This is a genomic window from Flavobacterium tegetincola DSM 22377 (genome assembly GCF_000425485.1).
In the GTDB taxonomy this organism is placed as follows: Bacteria; Bacteroidota; Bacteroidia; order Flavobacteriales; family Flavobacteriaceae; genus Flavobacterium; species Flavobacterium tegetincola.
On sequence record NZ_AUDN01000025.1, the window covers coordinates 58,721 to 81,175 of the forward strand.

General features: G+C 34.3%; 17 protein-coding genes. 9 read left to right on the top strand and 8 right to left on the bottom strand.

Annotated elements, in window-relative coordinates; translation table 11 throughout:
- The first annotated feature begins 76 nt into the window (after positions 1–76).
- Together H602_RS0107535 and H602_RS0107545 are read left to right on the top strand one after the other, a co-directional pair.
- Entirely contained in the window at positions 77–1,006 is a 930-nt protein-coding gene (locus H602_RS0107535; protein WP_342663486.1) for an HU domain-containing protein, read from the top strand.
- Positions 1,007–1,213: 207 nt separating this feature from the next.
- Positions 1,214–1,726 (top strand): acyl-CoA thioesterase, encoded by a 513-nt coding sequence (locus tag H602_RS0107545; protein ID WP_026977473.1) that lies wholly within the window; start codon positions 1,214–1,216, stop codon positions 1,724–1,726.
- Positions 1,727–1,764: 38 nt separating this feature from the next.
- Here H602_RS0107545 and H602_RS0107550 read toward each other — a convergent pair whose 3' ends face one another.
- The 6 genes from H602_RS0107550 to H602_RS18360 all read right to left on the bottom strand — a co-directional run bounded on the left by H602_RS0107550 (position 1,765) and on the right by H602_RS18360 (position 13,986).
- Positions 1,765–3,294, bottom strand: a complete 1,530-nt coding sequence (locus H602_RS0107550; protein WP_026977474.1) for a DUF6770 family protein — start codon at positions 3,292–3,294, stop codon at positions 1,765–1,767.
- Between the two features lie 5 nt (positions 3,295–3,299).
- Positions 3,300–4,829, bottom strand: coding sequence for a DUF6770 family protein (locus H602_RS0107555; RefSeq protein WP_026977475.1), 1,530 nt, complete (start codon positions 4,827–4,829; stop codon positions 3,300–3,302).
- On the bottom strand, positions 4,819–6,111 hold the full coding sequence (locus tag H602_RS0107560; RefSeq protein WP_026977476.1) for a M48 family metalloprotease: 1,293 nt from the start codon (positions 6,109–6,111) through the stop codon (positions 4,819–4,821). The genes H602_RS0107555 and H602_RS0107560 overlap by 11 nt, the downstream gene beginning before the upstream one ends.
- 82 nt (positions 6,112–6,193) lie before the next feature.
- Entirely contained in the window at positions 6,194–7,741 is a 1,548-nt protein-coding gene (locus tag H602_RS0107565; protein WP_026977477.1) for a glycine--tRNA ligase, read from the bottom strand.
- 151 nt (positions 7,742–7,892) lie between these two features.
- The gene (locus tag H602_RS18355) at positions 7,893–10,571 is read right to left on the bottom strand and encodes a zinc-dependent metalloprotease (protein WP_051224260.1); all 2,679 of its coding nucleotides are present in this window, start codon (positions 10,569–10,571) and stop codon (positions 7,893–7,895) included.
- Positions 10,572–10,689: 118 nt separating this feature from the next.
- Positions 10,690–13,986 (bottom strand): zinc-dependent metalloprotease, encoded by a 3,297-nt coding sequence (locus H602_RS18360; protein WP_051224264.1) that lies wholly within the window; start codon positions 13,984–13,986, stop codon positions 10,690–10,692.
- 167 nt (positions 13,987–14,153) lie between these two features.
- Between H602_RS18360 and H602_RS0107580 the strand changes: the two genes are divergently transcribed.
- The 6 genes from H602_RS0107580 (at position 14,154) to H602_RS0107605 (ending at position 20,171) form a co-directional block, all read left to right on the top strand.
- Complete coding sequence (locus H602_RS0107580) at positions 14,154–15,080, top strand: bifunctional riboflavin kinase/FAD synthetase (protein ID WP_026977478.1); 927 nt, start codon at positions 14,154–14,156, stop codon at positions 15,078–15,080.
- 378 nt (positions 15,081–15,458) lie between these two features.
- Complete coding sequence (locus H602_RS0107585) at positions 15,459–15,914, top strand: hypothetical protein (protein ID WP_026977479.1); 456 nt, start codon at positions 15,459–15,461, stop codon at positions 15,912–15,914.
- A 116-nt stretch (positions 15,915–16,030) separates the two neighbouring features.
- Positions 16,031–17,116, top strand: coding sequence for a biotin synthase BioB (gene bioB / locus H602_RS0107590; RefSeq protein WP_026977480.1), 1,086 nt, complete (start codon positions 16,031–16,033; stop codon positions 17,114–17,116).
- A 304-nt stretch (positions 17,117–17,420) separates the two neighbouring features.
- A complete protein-coding gene (locus H602_RS0107595) occupies positions 17,421–18,104 on the top strand; it encodes a ComF family protein (RefSeq protein WP_026977481.1) in 684 nt (227 codons plus the stop codon).
- Between the two features lie 52 nt (positions 18,105–18,156).
- On the top strand, positions 18,157–18,480 hold the full coding sequence (locus H602_RS0107600) for a hypothetical protein (protein WP_026977482.1): 324 nt from the start codon (positions 18,157–18,159) through the stop codon (positions 18,478–18,480).
- Positions 18,481–18,572: 92 nt separating this feature from the next.
- A complete protein-coding gene (locus tag H602_RS0107605) occupies positions 18,573–20,171 on the top strand; it encodes an Ig-like domain-containing domain (protein ID WP_026977483.1) in 1,599 nt (532 codons plus the stop codon).
- Between the two features lie 3 nt (positions 20,172–20,174).
- Here H602_RS0107605 and H602_RS0107610 read toward each other — a convergent pair whose 3' ends face one another.
- Complete coding sequence (locus H602_RS0107610) at positions 20,175–20,939, bottom strand: amidohydrolase (RefSeq protein ID WP_026977484.1); 765 nt, start codon at positions 20,937–20,939, stop codon at positions 20,175–20,177.
- A gap of 687 nt (positions 20,940–21,626) precedes the next feature.
- On the opposite strand from H602_RS0107610, the gene H602_RS18365 reads away from it, so the two are divergent.
- Positions 21,627–22,154, top strand: coding sequence for a transposase (locus tag H602_RS18365; protein ID WP_051224267.1), 528 nt, complete (start codon positions 21,627–21,629; stop codon positions 22,152–22,154).
- Here the strand turns inward: H602_RS18365 and H602_RS18370 are convergent.
- Positions 22,135–22,455, bottom strand: a 321-nt coding sequence (locus H602_RS18370) for an integrase core domain-containing protein (protein ID WP_035759148.1), incomplete at its 5' end; no start/stop codon positions are given. The genes H602_RS18365 and H602_RS18370 overlap by 20 nt on opposite strands.

The window sequence follows — 22,455 nt, forward strand, 5'->3', positions numbered from 1 at the left end:
TTTTTTAAATTGTTAATAAAATTTGTTGATAAAATTTTGTGGCCACACCTTAATATCTAACTTTGCTGTTATGAAGATGGAACATTATATCGCGCAACTTTTATACAGATACCAATGTGTGACTGTACCTGGATTCGGAGCTTTCTTGACCGAAATCCAGCCGGCTCAATTGGTAGAAAGCACCAATACTTTTTATCCGCCGAAAAAAGTGGTTTCATTTAATGCCAATTTAAAAAACAACGACGGACTTCTAGCCACTCACATTGCGCAAGCTGAAAAAGTAGCATATGAAATGGCCGTTCAAAATATTTCTAAAGAGGTTTCGCTTTGGAAAAACGCATTGTTAAATCAGCAAAATATTGTTTTAAATGCAGTGGGAACATTGCACCTCAACACTTCTGGAACATTGAGTTTTGAAGCCTCGAGTCAAGTTAATTTCAATACCGCCTCTTTTGGTTTAAATTCTTTTGTATCCCCGTTGGTACAAAGAGAAATTATAGAGAAAATGCCAGAAGCAGTGGCAACAGAACCAATTGTCTTGGTTCCTGAAACAGTAACTGCATCACGAACTTCTTATTTAAAATATGCGGCAATTTTCATTTTAGCGTTAACCGCTGCAGGAAGTGTGGGTTACAAAATGTACAATGATCAAATGGATCAAGAGTTGCGTTTTGTGCAAACTGAAGTGCAAAAGGACGTGCAAAATAAAATTCAAGAAGCGACATTTTTTATTGAAAATCCGTTACCAAACGTAACTTTAACCGTAAAAGAAGAAAAGAAAGCCTATCATATTGTTGCAGGTGCTTTTAGCAGTGAAGCCAATGCGGCAAAACAGCTTAAAATACTTGAAGCGAAAGGTTTTAAAGGAAAAATATTAGGACGTAATAAATACGGTTTAGTTCCTGTGCTTTACGGAAGTTACAGCACGTATGCCGAATCGCAAGAGGCGTTGAAAGCAATTCACAGAACTGAAAGTCGAGAAGCTTGGTTGTTGATTAAAGATTAATATTTAATTAACCGCAAATTTTGCAACGATTTATTTACTGTATTTGAGTTTTGAAGTGTATGAAGTTCAAGTTCGCAAAGAAATCCTACTAAAAAAGCAGTATCGAAATTAAGTTTATAAAATAATTGCAATATAAAGATTAATAAAAAATCCCGGTGTTTCATCGGGATTTTTGTTTTTACGTGAGTACCTTTGCTAAAAAAACAAATGACGCCAAAATTTGCTTCCGAATCCTTAACAATCCTGACTGACTTAGTTTTACCTAGTGAAACAAATCCTTTAAATAATTTATTTGGTGGCGAATTACTTGCCCGAATGGACCGCGCTGCCAGTATTGCTGCAAGACGTCATTCCCGTAGAATTGTGGTTACTGCATCTGTAAATCACGTAGCTTTTAATCGTGCCGTGCCTTTAGGAAGTGTGGTTACCGTAGAGGCAAAAGTTTCTAGAAGTTTTAAAAGCTCGATGGAAATTTTTATTGACGTATGGATTGAAGACCGTGAATCGGGAAATAAAACCAAAGCAAACGAAGCCATTTATACATTTGTAGCTGTTGATGACACCGGAAGACCTATTGAAGTGGCGCCAATTATCCCCGAAACCGAATTAGAAAAAGCACGTTTTGAAGCGGCTTTAAGACGAAAACAGTTGAGTTTAGTGCTTGCCGGAAAAATGAAACCATCGGAAGCTACAGAATTGAAAGCATTGTTTATGGAATAAAAATAAAAACGGAGATTTAGGTCTCCGTTTTTATTGTCTTAATAATTTATCTTCTCTAATCTGATTTCAGTTGTTTTGTCTTTTGTATTTGTTTCCCTCAATAAAATATAGCCTTTTTTAGCACGTTCAGTAGAGATTTCAACATCTTTAGAACTTAGATTTATTTTTTGTGTTGAGAAAACGCCGTCTGTAAATGTGACGATTCCCATAACCCAATTTGGTTTTAGGCTCACATAAATGCTATTTAGCTTTTCATTATCAGTATATATAAATGCATAAGTATCATCACTGATTTTATCTGAATAATCGTAGTCGAAATATCCATTTTTTTTCAAAAAAGAGCCGTTTGCATTAATTCGGGACCATTTATTCATAGATTTCTCAATTTTTAAAAATTTTAAAATTTTAAAGTTTGTGTCAAATTCAACTGCATATAAATCTAGCGTTTGCGTAGTAGCACCAGGTTTAAAACCTTCAAAAATCATTAATTTGTTACCGTTGGCAATTGTCTTAATATCCATTGGATAAATGTAAAAATCTTTGTCAATTTTACCGAATTCATCAATTGCAAAATAATCTTTAAAAGCATCCCATTTTAAAATTTTCTGAGCACTAGTTCCGTCTTTCAAATTAAACACTTTTTCAGAATAGCCTATAATTTTATTCTCCTCTTTTAGGTCTTTTTTATTATTTTCAAACACAAAGTCATAACTTAAAATGAGATCTTTTTTCAAAATAAGTTTATCATTTGAATAGAGATAATTTTCATCTGCAACTCTGAAATTCGTAATCTTTGTTCCGACTTCAATGTCATAGACATCGTATGTAGTGACGAACTTATTATTAATCTCTTCTTCTACGGTAAACAGGACATAATCTGTGTTGTGAATTGGATAGACGTAAGAAAGCATGTTAGTTAGTTTTTTTGCCTTCTTAAAAGTACCAGACCACTTTGCTTTGAAATCTAAATCTAGAACTGAAAATGGATATTGTGTTTCACTTGAAGCGGTTTTCCGACTTCCTAAATCTGGAGCAGCATAGGCTAAGTAACCTGATGTTCCTAAAGAGACAACCATACTGTTTTTAATGGGTTGTTTCAATGTAAATATATTTGTGAAAGGCTGAATTTCTCCATTCATAAAAATACCTGCCTCAGAAACGGTAAAATCATTCAAGTTCAGTTGCCTATATATGGAAGGCATTGAATTAAACATTCCTGACAAACCCACCGAAAAATAAAGTGTATTTCCCTTTAAATTTTGCTCTGCTATTTTAGGAAGTTCATCTTTAGATCCTATTCCAACAAAGAACTGTTGGAAACTTGTAGATCCCACTTTGTTTAAATTGTTATCTAAAATAACCAACTCTAAATCCAGTACATCTTTCTCCACTTCGTCTTTTTGGTATAAAACCGAATAACCCCAAACATCATCTTGTTTTTCATTTAAAATAACACGCATACCCAAATATTTATTTTGGGACAGTTGATATAACTTTTGAACTTGCGCATTCACGTTTTGAAAAATTACAAGGAGTAAAAGAAGAATGTAAGTTTGTTTACTATTCATTGCATTTAATAATTTATCTTTTCTAATCTGATTTCAGTAGTCTTCTCTTTTGTATTGGTCTCTTTCAACAAGATAAAACCCTTTTTTGCAGCTTCTGTCGCAATTGTAACATCTTTAGAATTAAGACTTAGCTTTTGCGTTGAAAAAATTCCGTCTGCAAAAGTGATAATTCCCAGCATCCAATTTGGTTTCTGATTCACGTAAATACTCTTAATTTTCTCATTGTCCGTGTACACAAAAGCATACGTATCATTGTCAATTTTTTCTGTATAACTGAAATCAAAGTAGCCGTTGTTTTTCAAGTAAGATCCATACGCTTTTAACTTATTCCACTTATTCATCGATTTTTCTACTTTTGATAATGCTAAAATCTTAAAATCGTTATCAAACTCCACTGCATACAAATCTAAAATTTGAGTATTTGCAGCCGGTTTGAATCCTTCAAAAATCATCAGCTTATTTCCATTAGTAATGGTTTGGATTGCCATCGGCTGAATGTAAAATTCTTTGTCAATTTTTCCAGAAGTATCTATTGATAAATAATCTTTGAAAACATCCCATTTAAAAGTTTTCTGAGCAACTTTTCCATCGATTAAGTTAAATTCTCTTTCGGAATAACCCGTTATCTGCTCATATTTTCTCTCGTCTTTTTCATTTATCGCATATGTAAAATCGTATGAAATAAACCTATCATCCACTAATCGTGTTCGATCATTTGAATAGAAATAGTTCTCATCTGCCCAAATATCTACAGTCCGAACGAGCTTACCTGTTTCAATATGATAAATTTCGTACAGATTTTTAGTTTCTTTCTTATCTACTTTGGTGCTTTTATAAAACACAAGATACTTATCATTTGAAGTAATAAAATAATAGTTGACAGGAAATTTCTTGTCTTTTTTATAAGTTATAGACCATTTTTTCTTGAAGTCTAAATCCATCACCACTATTTCGCTTGACTCCTTATATAAATCGCCTTCACGAACAGTTGCATCTCTAAAATTAAAGATAAGATAACCAGCATTTGAATACGGAACTGTTACTTGTGCAATGGCTTTCTTTGATATTGCTTTTAAATCAGTAAAAGGTTGCAACTCTGCGTTAAAAAATATTTTAGATTCAGATACCGAATAATCGCTCAAATCTAATTTTCTGTAGAAATAATAAGCAGTATCGTCAATACCTTGTAATCCTAAAGCTAGATTTAAGTTATTGCCATTTAATCGTATGTACTTAATTTCGGGATATAAGTCAATTAACCACGTGTTGAAATAAAATTGCTGAAAACTCGAACTACCCACTTTATTCAAATTCTTATCTAGAATTATAATTTCAAGTTCAAGCGTCTCTTTAGCGACTTTGTCTATCTGATAAAGCGCTGCATAACCCCACACGTCCTCTCGACTTTCATTGAGAATCACGGTCATTCCCAGATATTTATTTTTTGAAAGTTCATTTAATTTCTGAACCTGAGCATTCATACTTTGAAAGACGATAAGCAATAAAAGAAGAATGTAATTTTGTTTAATATTCATAGTGTTTTAAAATTTGGGTAAGTTGGCTATTGGTCAAATTTCGCACGAAACTTAAATAAGTATTATAACTCTTGGTAAAGTTTGGCGATTCAGTTTCTAAACAGCGATTCAAAATATACTTCTTTCTATAGGCTTCAATTTTCGAGAAATTATCAAACATTTTCATTTTCAGCAAGACATTTTCTTTATCGTTCTTTAGTAAAATCATCGTTTTATAAAGTGACTTCCCATATTCCTTCAGAAAATACAACATTGTAATCTCATCGTATCTTGCATTTGATTTTAGTGTTGCAAATTTCAAATCTATAAATCTTTTCACCTCAGCATCCGTTATTTTGAAGTTTTCTTTCAAAAAATCAACTCTAACATCAATGTCCGGATGCGTTCTAAGTGAATCTACATCCCAAGTTTTGCTGTTTTTCTGATAATTATACGAACTTAAAATGTCCGTCTGCAGCCAGTTGTCTTGAAATTTGACAGACGTGTTTTTAAATATTTTCTTATAATCTTCCAAAACTAAAGAATCACTTTCTTTATCAATTTCCTTAAGAACTAATAACGCTTCCAAGGATTTAATAATTTGTTCGGGATACGCATTTTTAAAATAAATAAACCCTAGTGAATCGGCTTGGTGTTCATTTATTCTGCTAAATTTTCTTCTGTCGTACACAAAGTTTTTAATTTCGGCTGTAGCCAAAGTATTTTGGTTGTACTTAATTTTCTTAATCTGTTTCGTCTTCTCCACGACCTCTCTCGATTCGCTTTTTACCAAACGAGATTTTAATGCTTTGAATACATGATCCAAGTGTTGGTGGGCAATTTCATGACAAATCACATAACTCAATTGATAAGTATCAGCTACATTCAAAACTAAAGGCAAATTAATGATGACAATATTTTCGCCCATATTATATGCATTGTTGCTTTCGTCAAGCGATAATAAAATCTGAATATCGTCAAAATTTGCAGCTGGATTTTTAGCTTTTATTTCATCTACGATTGCAGTAATCAGCGGTGAAATTTCCTTGTGATATACAAATTTTCGATCGCTAATTTCTTTTAAAAATTCGGCGCTATTCTCTTCATACATTTTTTTGAAAGCCATTCTGATTTTTCTATCTCCAATGGTATCAAGAGATTTCAACGTTGCTTTTGACTTTATACTATAGGCTGATGCCAAATTATTATTGTACGCATCGTTTACAGTGTCAAGCACAACGTGCTGACCAAAAGCCGCTTGAACAATTAAAATCAGTCCAATTATGTAAAACACCTTTTTCATTAATTCCGTTTTGCGCGTTATTAAGCAAAAAAAAAGGAGATGAAACATCTCCTTTTTTATATCTAAAAATTTTCTAAATATACTATTTATTCGCTTTCATCAACCAACTTTTCATAGAAACTTCATTTTCAATGATATCTCTCAAATCAGCAATTGCTACACGGTCTTGTTTCATCGTATCACGGTGACGAATGGTTACGGTTTGATCTTCGATAGTTTGATGATCTACTGTAATGCAGAACGGCGTTCCCAAAGCATCTTGTCTTCTGTATCGTCTTCCAACAGCATCTTTTTCGTCATACGCCATATTGAAATCCCATTTTAAATCTGCCATAATTTGCTTTGCAATATCAGGCAGACCATCTTTCTTTACCAATGGTAGGATGGCTGCTTTTGTAGGTGCTAAAACCGATGGTAATTTTAATACCGTACGTGTTGAACCGTCCTCCAACGCTTCTTCTTTTAATGAAGTTGCAAAAACAGAAAGAAACATTCGGTCTAAACCTACGGATGTTTCTACTACGTAAGGTGTATAATTTTTATTTTCTTCAGTATCAAAATACTGTAATTTCTTACCAGAAAACTCTTCGTGTGCTTTTAAATCAAAGTCAGTTCGTGAGTGAATTCCTTCCAATTCTTTAAAGCCAAATGGGAAATTAAATTCGATATCAGCGGCTGCATTGGCGTAATGTGCTAATTTATCGTGGTCGTGGAAACGGTAGTTTTTTTCGCCTAAACCTAAGGACAAATGCCAGTTCAATCTTGTTGATTTCCAGTATTCATACCATTTCATTTCTTCGCCTGGTTTTACAAAAAATTGCATTTCCATTTGTTCAAATTCCCGCATACGGAAGATGAATTGACGCGCCACAATTTCATTTCTAAATGCTTTTCCAGTTTGCGCAATACCAAATGGAATTTTCATTCTACCTGATTTTTGAACGTTTAAGAAATTGACAAAAATGCCTTGAGCTGTTTCTGGTCGAAGGTATAAGTCCATCGCACTTTCGGCAGAAGCACCAAGTTTTGTCCCAAACATTAGGTTAAATTGCTTCACCTCTGTCCAGTTTTTAGAACCGGTTTCTGGATCAGCAATTTCTAATTCTTCTATTAATGCTTTCACATCAGCAAGATCTCCGTCTCCTAATGATTTACCCATTCGTGCTAAAATGCTGTTTCGTTTAGAAAGGTATTCCATCACACGAGGATTTGTAGTTTCGTATTCGGCTCTGTTGAAACTTTCACCAAAACGAACGCTTGCTTTCTCTATTTCTTTTTCGGCTTTCTGATTTAATTTTTCGGCATAATCCTCAATTAAAACGTCGGCACGGTATCTTTTCTTAGAATCTTTGTTATCTATTAACGGGTCGTTAAAAGCGTCTACGTGTCCGGAAGCTTTCCAAGTCGTTGGATGCATCAAAATTGACGCGTCAAGACCTACAATGTTTTCGTGCATTTGCACCATCGATTTCCACCAATAGTCACGGATGTTTTTCTTTAACTCCACTCCATTTTGTGCATAATCATAAACTGCACTTAAACCATCGTAAATTTCGCTTGACGGAAAAATAAATCCATACTCTTTTGCGTGCGAAATTACATTTTTGAATAAATCTTCTTGTTTTGCCATAGTGTTGCAAAAGTATAAAATTGATTGAATTATAGCGAATAATTAAGATGAAAAACCATTTTCTTCCACAAGATCTATTATTTACAAAAATTAAATTTCATAAAAAAACCGTCAATTGCATTGACGGTTTTGTAAACTTATTGATTTGTGACTATTGAACCACAATTTTTCGAACTGATTTTTGAGCACCATCCTGAATATTGACTAAATAAACACCTGATTGAACATTATCCAGCTGAATATTTTGAGCAAAAACGCTTTGATTTGGATATGATTTAGAAAAAATCTGTCTTCCACTTACATCGTAGATGTTGATCAATGTTGGCACCTCAGACTTCGAATTGAATTTGATATTAAAATTTCCATTACTTGGATTTGGAGCAATAGTTAAATTACTTAATTCAAAAGACGTAGTATTTAATGGCACGAGATAACATACTAAAAGAGACCAGCTGTTCAATGTACCTGTATTATTTACAGCAAAATCTTGAACGTCTAATTTCCAATCTCCCATAGCCGATTTTGAATTTAAAACTGCTAAACTTTCTGTTGGAGAAAATGTTCCAACTACGGGATTGGTGCAACTAGGTGATCCAGCGCCTTCGGAAAGATTGGCAACAATACCATCTTGTGTACTGCAAATTCTATTAATTAACTTTACGGAAGTATTGTCTGGATGTCTTAAATTTACGGTTAAATCTTTAATGTTTGTGTGTGCGATATCTACACCAACAACTAAATCAACAATACTGTAATTAGCCGGAACATTGATTGTAGATGTGCTGATTGGACCTGGATTACCCGTACTATCTGCAATAGGAAGTGCACCAGTACTGTTATAGGTAACGCAAGAAAGTGTGAATTCTCCAATAGAGAATGTACTTGAATTTATAGCAAAGTACACATTGTCTACAGGCTGAACCATAATACGACAGAATGGAAATGAAATATTAGGTACAGTAATTGAATGTGAACCATCGTTTGGTGTACTTTCTACTAAAACTGTATTGTAAGTATAGCCACCATCTGTAGATAATAAAATTTTCACGTTAGCCGTGTTGATCGGTGCTGCAGTAGTTCCTGCTACATCCCAAGTAATTAATTTGCTTTCTCCTGGGAACCACGTTGTATTAGGCACATTTTGAGAAGTTACTTTAAATGGTCCTGCTGATGCATTGAATGTCACGGTTGTGTTTTTACGTTCCGTTTGACCACCATTAGCTACATCATTGTCTCTTACTGTTAAGGCAAAATCCATAGTTCTAGCTACATTAGGAATAACTTCCCAAGTAGTAATTAGAGCACCTGCTATAACATTTGCTATAGCTGGAAAATAGCGTTTAGGAGATAATGTTGGATTAAAACTTCTAAAATTAGGATTAGAAGTTGTTGTTATCGCACTTGGAACAGCTGTAGAAACTCCGGTATTGGTTTGTTCCCAACAATAAGTCATTGCGGTTGGGCTACTATCTGTAGCATTTCCAGTCAATACAAATGCAGTACCTATTGGAATGATATAATTTGCTAGGTCCTGAATAACAGGTGCTGCGTTGAAGTTCTCAACTGCTGCAGCACAATTTCCAAAACCTATTACATGAGCGGTCATTTGAGCAATACTTACTGCGTGAAAATAAGCATCAGAATTACTTTGAACATTAGCCGGACAAATTCCTGCGTAAGCCATAATAGTACTCCCGCTTCCTGGTTCAACAGCTTGAGCACTCGATCTGTTTCCTGAACAAGAATTATTAAAGGTATGCGATGCACCAAATTGATGCCCTACTTCATGTGCCACAAAGTCAATATCAAAAGGATCACCTACTGGAGATGGAGAACCTGTAATTCCTCTTGCTTTTCCAGAAGTACAAACTGATGGAGATTGTGCTAATCCACCACCACCTGTACTTACTGTATGTCCAATATCATAATTGCTTGACCCTATAATCCCATCAATTACTGTTTGACTCTGATTGATTAAAGTGTTCGCACTATTGTTATTAAAGTTGTCCGAAGTAATAAATATAATATCTTCATTATTAGCTATCAATTGCATTCTTAAAGACATATCATTTTCATAAATACTATTGATACGACTTACTGTAACATTCATAGCTGCCAAAACAACTGATTTTCTTTCCGCTAATGTAGCACTAGAGGTAATAATTTCTGCAGTTATTGCTGCATTGACATGAACAGAGGCATACTCAATGGTACACGCCATTGCCATACGGTAGGTTCTTAAAAGGTTATCACTGATTAAGGTACTGTTTGTAGCTAGCGGCAATTCTCCATCTTCAGGATCTTCAACAGAACACGTATAGGAACGCTCCGTAGTAAGCGTTGATTTTCCATAAACCATATAACCTCTTAAATCCGTGGTATATGGATCAATATAATACGTTCCTTCAGATGACAAAACCATCGCATGAAGTCCGAATACGGTAGTAGTCAAATAAATTTTGGCACTTTTATTTCGTGTACCTTGTCCTACGTAGGACTGAATTTCCGAATGTTTTGCAGCTAATTCTGGTGCCATCACAGATGATTCATAAATGCTGAAGGATTCTAAAGATCCATCTGCATTTGGGAATTCAATGATTGTAGAAGAAATCGCTCCAGAAAAATTTCTAGTAGGAGCTGTTTGTAATACTGCTTTTAACGCTGAGTAATTAAGCGCATAATAATCCGCTTGTTCCGTAACAGAAGCGCGTTCAAATTTCTGTGCTGTAGCAAATTTTGATGCTGCTGTCTTAGTCCAAAGCGCATTTTGTGCATTGGCTAATCCAATGGTTAGGATCAAAATTAAATTTAAGTATAATTTTTTATTCATAGTATAGGGTTGTTAGATTCACAAAATTAGTCAATTAATATTTTAAAGTTCTATATAATTCTCATAAAAAAACCCAATCATCGCTGATTGGGTTTCATGAAAGGAAATATTTAAATTCTTATTTAATGATGATTCGCTCAACTTGCGTTCTTTCGCCATCAAAAATGGACAGTAAATAAACGCCTGTTTGCACATTATTTAATTGAATATTTTCGTTAAAATCGCCTTGGTTGGTGTAATTTCTATTAAAGATAGTTCTACCACTCATATCATATACATTTACATCTATTTTATTTGTAGCTGCATTTTTGAATTTCACGTTAAAATTTCCGTGGTTTGGATTTGGATATATTACTAGATTTGATACTTCATTCTTAGTTACTTCCAATGGTGCTGCAGTACTACAGAAAGTAAGTCCCCAATTGTTTATTGTACCTCCATCAGTATTAAATCCATCGACAACTGTAAGTGTCCAAATACCTTGTGATACTTGTCCGTTAAACGCTGATAACGGTTGCGACGGAATAACTGTACCTGAAATTGTAGGATTCCCTGAACACACGATAGGACTTCCGGCGTCATCAAAAGTGGCAATCACATTATCATTTGCACCACATTGATTGGTAAACAATTGTACTACTGTTCCACTTGGGCTGGTTAACCTTACCGTCATATCTGAAACATAAGTGTGTGAAATATTTAATTGCACATTTAAATCATCAATCGTTACGCTGTCAAGCGCATCAATGGTAAGTGTTGAAGTAACTGTAGCTATTGTAGCTGGAATAGTTACCGGAATATTAACTGATGCTGAAAAATTACAGTAACTAGTATTAAATGTTGATGCTTCTACGAAAGAAGCGGAACAACCTTCATTTTTAGCTTTTACGCGCCAGAAATAATTAGTAACATTTTGCAGTTGCATTGGCGCATAAGAAGTTGTGGCAACTGTTGCGCTTTCAACTATAGTTGTAAAACTAGCATCCGTAGCAATTTGCACTTCATAAGCAGTTGCTCCAGTGGAAGCCGACCAAGTGAATACCGCACCATCCGCTGTAATAGTAGTCGCATTTGCTGGACTCGTTAAATTGATTACTGAGAAATTATTATCTAAAATATCTGCATATAGATTTACACTTTTAACCACAGTACCTGCTGTAGCTTTTACATTGATTGTATACAAATTTGGAATAACAGCACTTGTAGTAGTAAAAGTAACCGTTACATCTGAATTGATAGTTGCCGTAGCAGGTGCAAAAGTTGCAGTAATTCCCGCAGGTAAATCTGTTACTGAAAATGAAACTGGTGCAGAAAAACCGCTATAAGCTGAGAAAGGTAATACAAAAGTTAATGCACCGCCTTTACAAACTGATTTATTTTGTTCGCCCTCAATACCTGAAAATGCTAGAGCAAAACTAGATGTAGGAGCTGCAATGGTGAAAGTAGTATCTGAAATATCGTAAAAAATATTATCATGACCCTTTACCATAATTCGGTTGGAACTTCCTGGAAAGTTGGGAATTGTAATGGTTTCTGAACCGTCATTTGGCACTTTGCTAGCCAATAAAATTGGAAAAGTAGTCCCATTATTTGTAGACATGTAAATATCAACAAAACGGGTGTTTACAGGTGCAGTATTTGTGGCTGCTACTGCCCAAGTTACCGTTTGATTTGAACCTACTTCATAAGAAACAAACGTGTTTTGAGACGTTACAGAAAATGGCCCTGATGCTTCTGATACCGTTACGTTCATCTCATCCGTTCCTGTTTGAGAACCACCCGCTGCATTATCTCTTACCGTTAGAGCAAAGTTTAATACGCGACTTACACCTGGCAAAACTTCCCAAGTAGTTCCCAATTGTCCTGCCAATACTGTAGATTTTGCTGGGAAAAATCGTGTCGGACTTGAAGTTCCTTCAATAGATCGAAAAAGAGGTCCTTGTGATTGAAACTGGCTTGGAGCTGAATAAGTAGAGCTTGCATAACTCATTGGATTATTTTGTTCCCAAGTATAATTTAATGCATCTCCGTCTGCATCTGTTGCTGTTCCAGTTAACATAAAAGGTGTTGAAATAGGTATAACATAATCTTTCCCTGCACTTACAACCGGTGCTGAATTTGAAAATGTAGTAACTTGAGCACAAGCAGAACTCACTCCAGTTTTAACATTATTAGTTATGTCACGTATGGTTACGTAATGAAAATATGCATCACTCGCATTTTGTACATTTGGACTACAAATTCCAGCATAGCCCATAATAGTTGAACCACTTCCCGGCTCTACTTCTGTTAGTCCGTTTCCTGAGAGACATCCTCTTGACGATTGCGTATGATATCCACCAAATTGATGTCCCATTTCATGTGCTACATAATCAATATCAAATGCATCACCTGTTGGATTTGTCCTTCCTGTAAATCCCCTTCCCTTATGAGTAGAGTTATTTCCAACTGGATTTGTACTTGTACTACAAACGCAGCCAATACATCCTGCATTACCACCACCACTTGTATTAAAGTTGTGTCCAATATCATAACTTGCAAATCCTATTGTAGCATCAATAGTTTGTCCTGTTTTAACATTATATTCACCTACCCACGGATCTGTTGTTCCATTAAAGTATAAAAGCAAATCATTATTTGCCACAAAAATCATGGTAATAGCTAAATCTCTCTCGTAAACACCATTTACACGTGTCATAGTTAATGCCATCTGCGCTTGAATATTTGCTTTCTTTTGTTCAGTTGTACCTGTTCCAGCAAAAATAGCTCCATATTCACCTGTGCAAGAAAGTGCTAGTCTATAGGTTCTTAACTTAGAATCGTCAGCTGCGGCAACGCTATTAGCACTTAATGTAGCTTGTTCTAAACTTGGCAAAGCAATATCATCAGCTATCAAACATTCAAAATCTTGTGGTGTATCTGAAATAGCACTTTTTGAATAAATAATATAATTTGCCCTATCTTCCGTATATGGATCAATGTATAATACACTTTTTCCAGAAGCAAAGGTCATACTGTGCAATCCAAGTTGGGTTACTGAAAAACGTGCAACAGCACTTGGATCATCAACACCTTGAGCTGCATATGATTTAATCATTGGAAATTTTCTTGCCAATTTTGCCTCCATAATAGGTGTTTCCATCACATAAAAACGCTCTACGTTTCCTGCTTCGGTTGGCAAATACATAATTTTTTTGGAGCGTCCAACAAACTCACCTCGAACAGGTGCTCCAGATAACTGCTGTTTAAAAAGGTCCAAATTCAAATGGAACAAATGGAAAGTAGTAGGATTTGAATTTCGATTGACCTTTTCCAACATATCTATTTTTTGCGCATTCGTTTTTGTCCAAGGTGATTGACCAAAAGAAAGTGCCATCGAAAAAAGAGCAATTATCAAAAATGTAATTTTTCTCATGAATTAGTTTTAGTTTTAAAAATGAGGTTTTTAATTTCCAAATATATGAATAACATTGATTCAAATGCAGTTCAAATTCAAATAATACGTTAAAATTTAAATTATCCGCATTCTGATTTCATTTACGGATTGTATGACTTAAATTTGCTGGCACTAAAACAGCAATTTTGAACAGCTATAATTCTATACACGATTTTTCGACTACTAAAAAAACCGTTGTCACTTTAGGCACTTTTGATGGTGTTCATCTTGGACATACCAAAATTATTGAGCGTCTTTTAAATGCCAGTTCAGCAGACCAACAAAGTCTAATACTAACTTTTTTTCCGCACCCTCGAATGGTTTTGCAAAAGGAATCGGATATTAAATTACTCAATACAATTGCAGAACGCACCCAACTTTTGGATAAAGCAGGTTTGCAAAATCTAATTATACATCCTTTTGACCAAGCTTTTTCTAGATTAACGGCGGAAGAATTTGTGAAAAACATTTTGGTAGATGTGTTCAACATAAAGAAAATAATTATTGGACACGACCACCGTTTTGGCAGAAACAGAACGGCCAATATTGATGATCTAATTTTGTTCGGGAAGGAATATGGTTTTGAGGTTGAGCAAATTTCAGCGCAGGAAATTGACGAAGTATCCATTAGTTCTACTAAAATTCGAAATGCATTGAACGAAGGTAAAATTGCATTGGCAAACGAATATTTGGGTTACAACTATTTCTTTTCAGGTACCGTCATTCATGGTAAGAAACTGGGTAGAACCATTGGTTTTCCCACTGCAAATTTAAAAATCAGCGAATCTTATAAATTAATTCCAGCTCAAGGCGTCTATGCGGTACAGTGTTTAATAGCGAATCAACTTGTAAACGGCATGTTAAATATTGGCACAAATCCTACTGTTGAAGGTCAAAATTTATCTATAGAAGTGCACTTATTAGATTTTGAAGGCGATCTATACGACCAAGAAATTACTGTAGAATTGGTCAAGCGCATTCGCGATGAGAAAAAATTTGAATCTGTTGAGGCGCTTAAAATGCAGTTGGAAAAGGATAGGTTGTTTGCACAACAATTATTTCAAAATAAATAAGCAATTGTAATTTTTAAAAGCCTGACTACAATTATTGCTTACATATCATTTTTAATTTGCAAGCGTCATCTTTATATTTCTTCAAATTACAATAAGTACTTTTAGCAATCGTTTAAACTTCCTCGAGAGCGATTACAGCATGAAAACGATAGCATGAATTTCATTAAACTTTTTGCCCTCGTGAAAGGACTCTCATATTAACTATCAATATCACCTCTCAATAAGCTAATAAAATGATAGATTAATTTCTAAAAGATTAATTTTTAGAGCAAATAATACAAGCATTTTCTTAAAATTTTTATAAATACAACAATATTCCATTACATTTCTGCTCAACTTTTTGTAGTTTAGACATTCTAACGTCTAAACTTTTTCCTTATGAAACTTAAAAGAGAACTTATCAATGGATTTATTATTTACGTAGGCATTGCAATTTACTTTTTGATTATTGAATTTTCAGGACTTGCCGACGTATTTATTCTTCGCATGCTCAACTTATTTATCGTGGCTTTCGGAATCAATTTGACACTGAAACAAAATGCAAAGGATGGCATTCCAGGCTATTTTACCAATTTAATTTCAGGTATAGTAACTTCTTTATTTGGCGCCATTCTTAGTATTGTAAGTTTATTGCTTTACATCGACTATAGAGGCGGAAACGCTTATTTGGAAACACTATCACAAGGCGTACTCTTTGGCGGCGGCGAAATCAACATTGTTTATTATTGTATCGGACTACTTTTTGAAGCCGTGGCATCGTCTGCAATTATCGCATTTGTGCTAATGCAATTTTGGAAAAATAAAGTAGAGGTAATTAATAAAGTAAATGCGTAAACACACTTATTTTTGATTGAACATTGTCAATTTGTTGCCCCTTTTTCGTTTCTGAGTGATTTGCTTTTTACTTAAAAGAGAAATACCTACTTTTGACATCTTACTAAAATTTAAAGATGAGTACTACAAGAAATAACTGGACAAAAGACGAAATTATTGCAATTTATAATAAGCCTATTATGGACTTACTTTATGAGGCTTCAACCGTTCACCGTCAATTTCACGATCCAAATGTGGTTCAAGTTTCCACTTTATTATCCATTAAAACAGGAGGTTGTCCCGAAGATTGTGGCTATTGTCCACAAGCTGCACGATACCATACTAAAGTAGATGGAAATGATTTAATGTCGGTTTCTCAAGTTAAAGCACAAGCTTTAAGAGCAAAAGAAGGAGGATCTTCTCGTGTTTGTATGGGTGCTGCTTGGCGAAATGTAAAAGACGGTCCTGAATTTGATCAAGTATTGGAAATGGTCCGAACTATTAATAAATTGGATATGGAAGTATGTTGTACCTTAGGTATGATTACAGAAAACCAAGCCCAACGTTTGGCGGAAGCCGGACTGTATGCCTACAACCACAATTTAGATACGTCAGAAGAATATTACAAAGAAGTAATTTCAACAAGAGGTTTTGAAGACCGTTTGCAAACTATTGAAAATGTTAGAAAAACCAATGTAACTGTTTGTAGCGGTGGAATTATTGGAATGGGAGAAAGCATTGAAGATCGTGCAGGAATGTTAGTTGCATTGTCTACCTTAAATCCCCAACCAGAATCCGTGCCCATAAATGCATTAGTTGCAGTGGAAGGAACGCCGATGGAGGAAGAAAAACCTGTTGAAATTTGGGAAATGATCAGAATGGTTGCCACTACAAGAATCATTATGCCGGAAACGCAAGTTCGACTTTCTGCAGGACGTATGAATATGAATCGTGAAGGACAAGCGATGTGCTTTTTTGCGGGAGCTAATTCAATATTTGCTGGTGATAAATTATTGACCACCCCAAATCCAGATGTAAATGAAGACATGAAAATGTTTGAAACTCTAGGTTTGATTCCTCAAAAACCGTTTACTAAAGTTTCACAGCCAAAAACAGTAGAAGCGGCAGATTCTGAATTTAGTACGTTAGGCGAAAAACCAAAATGGTCCCGTCCTGGACATACTATTGAACGAAATTTAGAAGCTTCTGGAAAAGGAAAATAAATTTTACAGGATTATATTTTTATAAAACTCTCGGTATTTTATCGGGAGTTTTTTTTGTCCTCTTATTTAAGCTTATAAATCTTTTTTGAGATCTACAATGTATCTTTTTTGCTTTTGCTAAAAAGAATAAACCTAAAATCAATATTAATTTTCATCACCTTCTAAATTTCATCACATTATTGACAAAGGAAAATTGGCAAAACTACTTTACAACTGTTTGTAAATCATAACTTTATTTTAGCTAACTTTATACTTGAATACGCGTATGCGTTCACAGCCCAAATTAAATTTAAACGCCACACCGATGATCAAATCCTTATTTAATTTGTTTTTTCCGCCCGCTTGTTTAGGCTGTAGCCAATTTCTCTCCGAAAATGAGCACGTAATTTGTACGCAATGCAGACATGAAATCCCTTTGACCAATCATCATTTAGATTCTGAAAATGTAGCCATGATGAAGCTGTACGGTAGACTTCCAGTAGAACACGTTTCCGCCTTAATGTATTTCCATAAAAAAGGAATTGTTCAAGAACTCATTCACAATTTAAAATACCGAGGACATCAAGAAATAGGCACTTTAATTGGCAACTGGTACGGAAATGAACTTAAGGAATGTGCTATTTTGAAAACAATAGATGCTATAATTCCGATTCCGTTGCATCCTAAAAGATTACACAAAAGAGGCTATAACCAAGTAAGCACTTTTGGCTTAGCCCTTTCAGAACAGCTCAATTGTCCGTATGACGAAAATCTGCTCAAAAGAGTACAACACAGCAAGACCCAAACATTTAAAAATCTATTGAGTCGGAATGAAATTAAATCGCATACCTTTCGGATCGATACTTTAGAAAAATACCAAAACAAACATCTTTTAATGATTGATGATGTGATGACTACTGGTGCAACACTTGAAGCTGCGGGAAAAACATTACTAGAAATACCGGATGTAAAAATTAGTATTGTGTGTATGGCCATGTCCGAACGGTAAATAATTATATTATTGCAATTAATATTATTTGTTTCTACCAAGAATTAATTTTATGAGAAAAACCATTGTATTTTTTATAAGCTCCATTTTATTCCAAAGTTGTTTTTCCTATAAAGCAGTTGAAAACAAGACAAGCCAATACGAAATTGGAAAATCATACCGCGTACATCAAGGTAAAAAATCTAAAATTATAAGAATAGACAACAAAACAGATAGTACACTTGTGGTTTGGAGTGATTTTAACACGGAAACCATTTCCACTGATTCATTTTCTAAAGTGGAAAAGAGGAAGTTTTCTATTATAAAGACGGTACTTCTGCCGGTAACAATTATGGCGACTGTGGTTTTATTTTTTGCAATTTCCTTTTCAAATTAAAACTAGATTTTAAACTACTGCTAATTTTAGCAAAAACATTTCATTCACAATAATTATAATTGTTATTTTGTGAGATACAAATTTCACTTTCTATGTCGAAGATCATGTCGCGCTACATCCTGTTAATACTAGCATTACTCATTTTTAGTTGTGCCAAAAGAGGCAACATTACTGGAGGTTTAAAAGACACTTTAGCCCCTGTTTTACGTCAAAGTATTCCAGAGAATTTCAAAACCAATTTTACAGGGAACGAAATTAGACTTAATTTTGACGAATACATCAAGCTGAAAGACATCAACAAACAATTGATCGTTTCGCCACCGATGAATACGGCACCTATAATTACTCCAACTACGGCTAGTAAATACATATCCATAAAAATAAAAGATACGCTGCAGGCAAATACTACGTATAGTTTGAATTTTGGACAAAGTATTCAGGATAATAACGAAGGTAATATTTTTCCGCAGTTTAAATATGTGTTTTCAACAGGAACTTGCATCGATTCGCTTTCCATTTCAGGAACAATCCAAGATGCTTTGGAAAGTAAAAGTGATAATTTTGTAACTGTGATGCTTTATGAAATCAATGAAAAATATACAGATTCTACCATATATAAAGAAAAACCACGCTACGTAACTAATACTTTAGACAGTGCCACCACTTTTAAAATTGAAAATATTAAAGCAGGAACGTATCAATTAATTGCTTTAAAAGACAACAACAATTTTATATACAACCCAGGAAAAGATAAAATTGCGTTTTATAACGAACCGATTGTTATTGGAGCGGAAAATAAATCGTACAATTTAAAGTTATTTAATGAAGTAGTACAAACCAAATCCTATAAACCTACTCAAGCGTCTGGAAATCGAGCGCTTCTGGGTTACGATGGTGATTTTAAAGATGCTCAAATCACTTTAAAGAATGGTTCTGAAACTTTGAAAACGATAGTTACAAAACTGCCTGAAAAAGACTCCGTACAAATATGGTTTCCTGCGGTAAAAGCAGATTCACTTCAATTGGCTTTAACAATAAAAGAGTATTTAAAGGACTATTATTTTAAATTGAAAGACCAGAAAAAGGATTCATTAAGTTTTACTGCTGCACCTTCTGGAACGCTTCATTTTCGTCAAAATTTTGGACTTACAAGTTCCATTCCGCTTACCAAGATTGATTCTTCAAAAATAAGTGTGACCGATAAGGATTCTATTTCCGTTAAATTTACAACCGATTACGATATTTACAATCAAAAGCTGGTCTTTAAATGGAACAAAGAACCTGAGCAAAAGTATAAGATTACTTTATTGCCGGGCGCTTTAACAGATTTCTACGAAAAGACAAATGATACGTTATCCTATAAATTAGCAACGCGTGAAACCAATAAATACGGTAATCTTACCTTCAACTTAGAAAATATAAAAAGCTACCCAGTTATTGTACAATTGACGGACGCTAAAGGAAAAGTTATGGAATCCGAATATTTGGAAAAAGAACCTGTAGCCAATTTCAATCTTATTCAGCCTGGTATATTTAGAATTCGAATCATCTATGACACCAATCAAAACAAAGAATGGGATGCAGGAAATTTCCTAACCAAAACGCAAAGTGAAGAAGTGATTTATTTTCCAAAAGAAATTGACGTACGTGAGAATTGGGACGTTAATGATGGAATTATTTTAGAACCTTAGTTATTACATTAGTTGAAAATGATCCGCATCATTAAGAAATCCAAATTTTTTTCGATTTCGTACTTGCTCTTTTTTGTCTAATTCTACAATATAGACACCTTCCGACTGATGCGGTTCTAGAGTAAAATTCCCTATTGCATCGATTACCTGTGAATCGCCGTTGTAGTGATTATTATTTTCATCTGTGCCAATGCGATTTACTGCTACAACATAAGTCATGTTTTCAATGGCACGCGCTTGAAGTAACACATTCCAAGCATTTGCTCTGGTAGCTGGCCAGTTGGCAACATAGATTAGTAAATCATATTGCTCAACATTACGAGAAAACACTGGAAAGCGCAAATCATAGCAAACTTGCAGGCAAATTTCCCAACCTTTATAAGCGATTATTTTCTTTTCCGAACCTGCTGTAAATTCTTTGTCTTCTCCAGCTAAAGTAAATAAATGACGTTTATTATAATATTCAATTTTACCTTCGGGAAAAACAAAGACCATACGGTTGTAATAGTTCCCATTATCTTCGATTACTAAGCTTCCAGTTATTGCACAGTTTTTTGCTTTCGCTAAATGCATCAACCAAGTTATGGTCTCACCATCCATCTTTTCGGCTACCAGTTTCGGATTCATCGTAAAACCCGTTGAAAACATTTCCGGCAATACTATTAAATCGACATGCTCCAAAAATCCAGTAATTTTCTGTGCCAAATGACTGCGATTTTCTAGCGGATTTTCCCACTTTAAATGCGTTTGAACTAATGCTACTTTCATAATTAAGTTTTGATTAAAGATATGCATTCTATATAGTATTAAATAATGAATGAAACCTAATGACCAAATATTTTGATTACAACCTACATTATTTTTAGAAAAATTTATATTTTACTGATATTGAAAAGGAATGAACTAATATAACGTCTACCAAATTTTTAAATATTTAAGGAAATGAAGTCAAGCTTAGGTGGATCAAGAACAAAACCTGGGGAGGAATTGTAAAAATAAATTAGAAATTTGTCGAATTAACCATTTGAGATGATTTCAATTGACCATTTAAAATTTATATTACCTGATTTTTTATTTGATCTCTTTGATGTGGTTTCTGCTTATAACACAGAGAAAAAATTGCACTTATATTTTAAGGAGTAAATTAAACTTCCAAAAGAGTTTGATACACTTGACTTGATTTCAAAAGGTTTTCAGGATGGAATCACCATTCATGATTTTCCTTTAAAAAGTAAGCTTGTGTATTTGCATATAAAAGTACGCCACGTGACAAATAATCCAATGAAGGAATTATTAAAAGAGACTGGACTTTACTGGCTAAAGGAACCGGCATGACTGATGATTTTGCGGCTTCTTTAAAAGAAAATCATAAATAACAGCGCTCTCGATTGTCACACCATAGGCAGGTTTTTCGGGATTAACGGAAAAAGACTTCAAAGACAGTATAAAAGACGTATGAGTTCGTTAAATACATGGGCACCACGAGAACGCGCTCATCAGCGGATTGTTCATCCTGAAAATATAGGCATACATTTATCATGTGACGAAGTGACTTTGTCTCAAGGTAAACTTTATACCATTGTAACCAACAAGAAGTTCAAAGGCAAAAAAGATTGCTTAGTTGCTATTGTTGCCGAAACAAAGGCAGAGCACGACATAGAGCATATTTGTAGGATTAATTATGAGAAAAGAGGTTCTGATCAAGAAATCATCCTTAACATGGCTAATTACATAAAGTTGATATCCAAGAAATGCTTTCCCAAAACAATACAAGTCACTGATAAGTTCCGTGTTCAAAAATTAGCTCTGGAAGCACTGCAAGAAAATAGAATCAAACATCGATGGGAAGCAATGAATATTGAAAATCGATTGATAATGCAAGCCAAAAGAGAGAACAGAACTTATATACCCGAACTCTTGTCTAATAAATGTGGAATAACTACAAAAAATGAGACAAATATACTCAGGCCGCTTTATTATTAAAATTTCTTAATTTAATCTCCATTTCTAGCGGAGAAATATAACCTAGAGTAGAATGTAGTCTTTTTGTATTGTACCAATTTATATATTCTTTTAGACACGCATTTAATTGTTGAAAAGAAGAAAAATGATACCTATACAAACATTCATATTTTATGGTTTTAAAAAAGCTTTCTGCAACAGCATTATCCCAGCAATTCCCTTTTCTACTCATACTCTGTGTTATTTTTCGATTATAAATGAAAAGATTTGTCATTTTATTAGAAGCATACTGAGCTCCTCTGTCTGAATGAAAAATAAAATT

Coding starts and splice junctions, on each gene's coding strand:
- H602_RS0107535 (WP_342663486.1), top strand. CDS start 77: ATGGAACATTATATCGCGCAACTTTTATACAGATACCAATGTGTGACT.
- H602_RS0107545 (WP_026977473.1), top strand. CDS start 1,214: ATGACGCCAAAATTTGCTTCCGAATCCTTAACAATCCTGACTGACTTA.
- H602_RS0107550 (WP_026977474.1), bottom strand. CDS start 3,294: ATGAATAGTAAACAAACTTACATTCTTCTTTTACTCCTTGTAATTTTT.
- H602_RS0107555 (WP_026977475.1), bottom strand. CDS start 4,829: ATGAATATTAAACAAAATTACATTCTTCTTTTATTGCTTATCGTCTTT.
- H602_RS0107560 (WP_026977476.1), bottom strand. CDS start 6,111: ATGAAAAAGGTGTTTTACATAATTGGACTGATTTTAATTGTTCAAGCG.
- H602_RS0107565 (WP_026977477.1), bottom strand. CDS start 7,741: ATGGCAAAACAAGAAGATTTATTCAAAAATGTAATTTCGCACGCAAAA.
- H602_RS18355 (WP_051224260.1), bottom strand. CDS start 10,571: ATGAATAAAAAATTATACTTAAATTTAATTTTGATCCTAACCATTGGA.
- H602_RS18360 (WP_051224264.1), bottom strand. CDS start 13,986: ATGAGAAAAATTACATTTTTGATAATTGCTCTTTTTTCGATGGCACTT.
- H602_RS0107585 (WP_026977479.1), top strand. CDS start 15,459: ATGAAACTTAAAAGAGAACTTATCAATGGATTTATTATTTACGTAGGC.
- bioB (WP_026977480.1), top strand. CDS start 16,031: ATGAGTACTACAAGAAATAACTGGACAAAAGACGAAATTATTGCAATT.
- H602_RS0107595 (WP_026977481.1), top strand. CDS start 17,421: ATGATCAAATCCTTATTTAATTTGTTTTTTCCGCCCGCTTGTTTAGGC.
- H602_RS0107600 (WP_026977482.1), top strand. CDS start 18,157: ATGAGAAAAACCATTGTATTTTTTATAAGCTCCATTTTATTCCAAAGT.
- H602_RS0107605 (WP_026977483.1), top strand. CDS start 18,573: ATGTCGAAGATCATGTCGCGCTACATCCTGTTAATACTAGCATTACTC.
- H602_RS0107610 (WP_026977484.1), bottom strand. CDS start 20,939: ATGAAAGTAGCATTAGTTCAAACGCATTTAAAGTGGGAAAATCCGCTA.
- H602_RS18365 (WP_051224267.1), top strand. CDS start 21,627: ATGAGTTCGTTAAATACATGGGCACCACGAGAACGCGCTCATCAGCGG.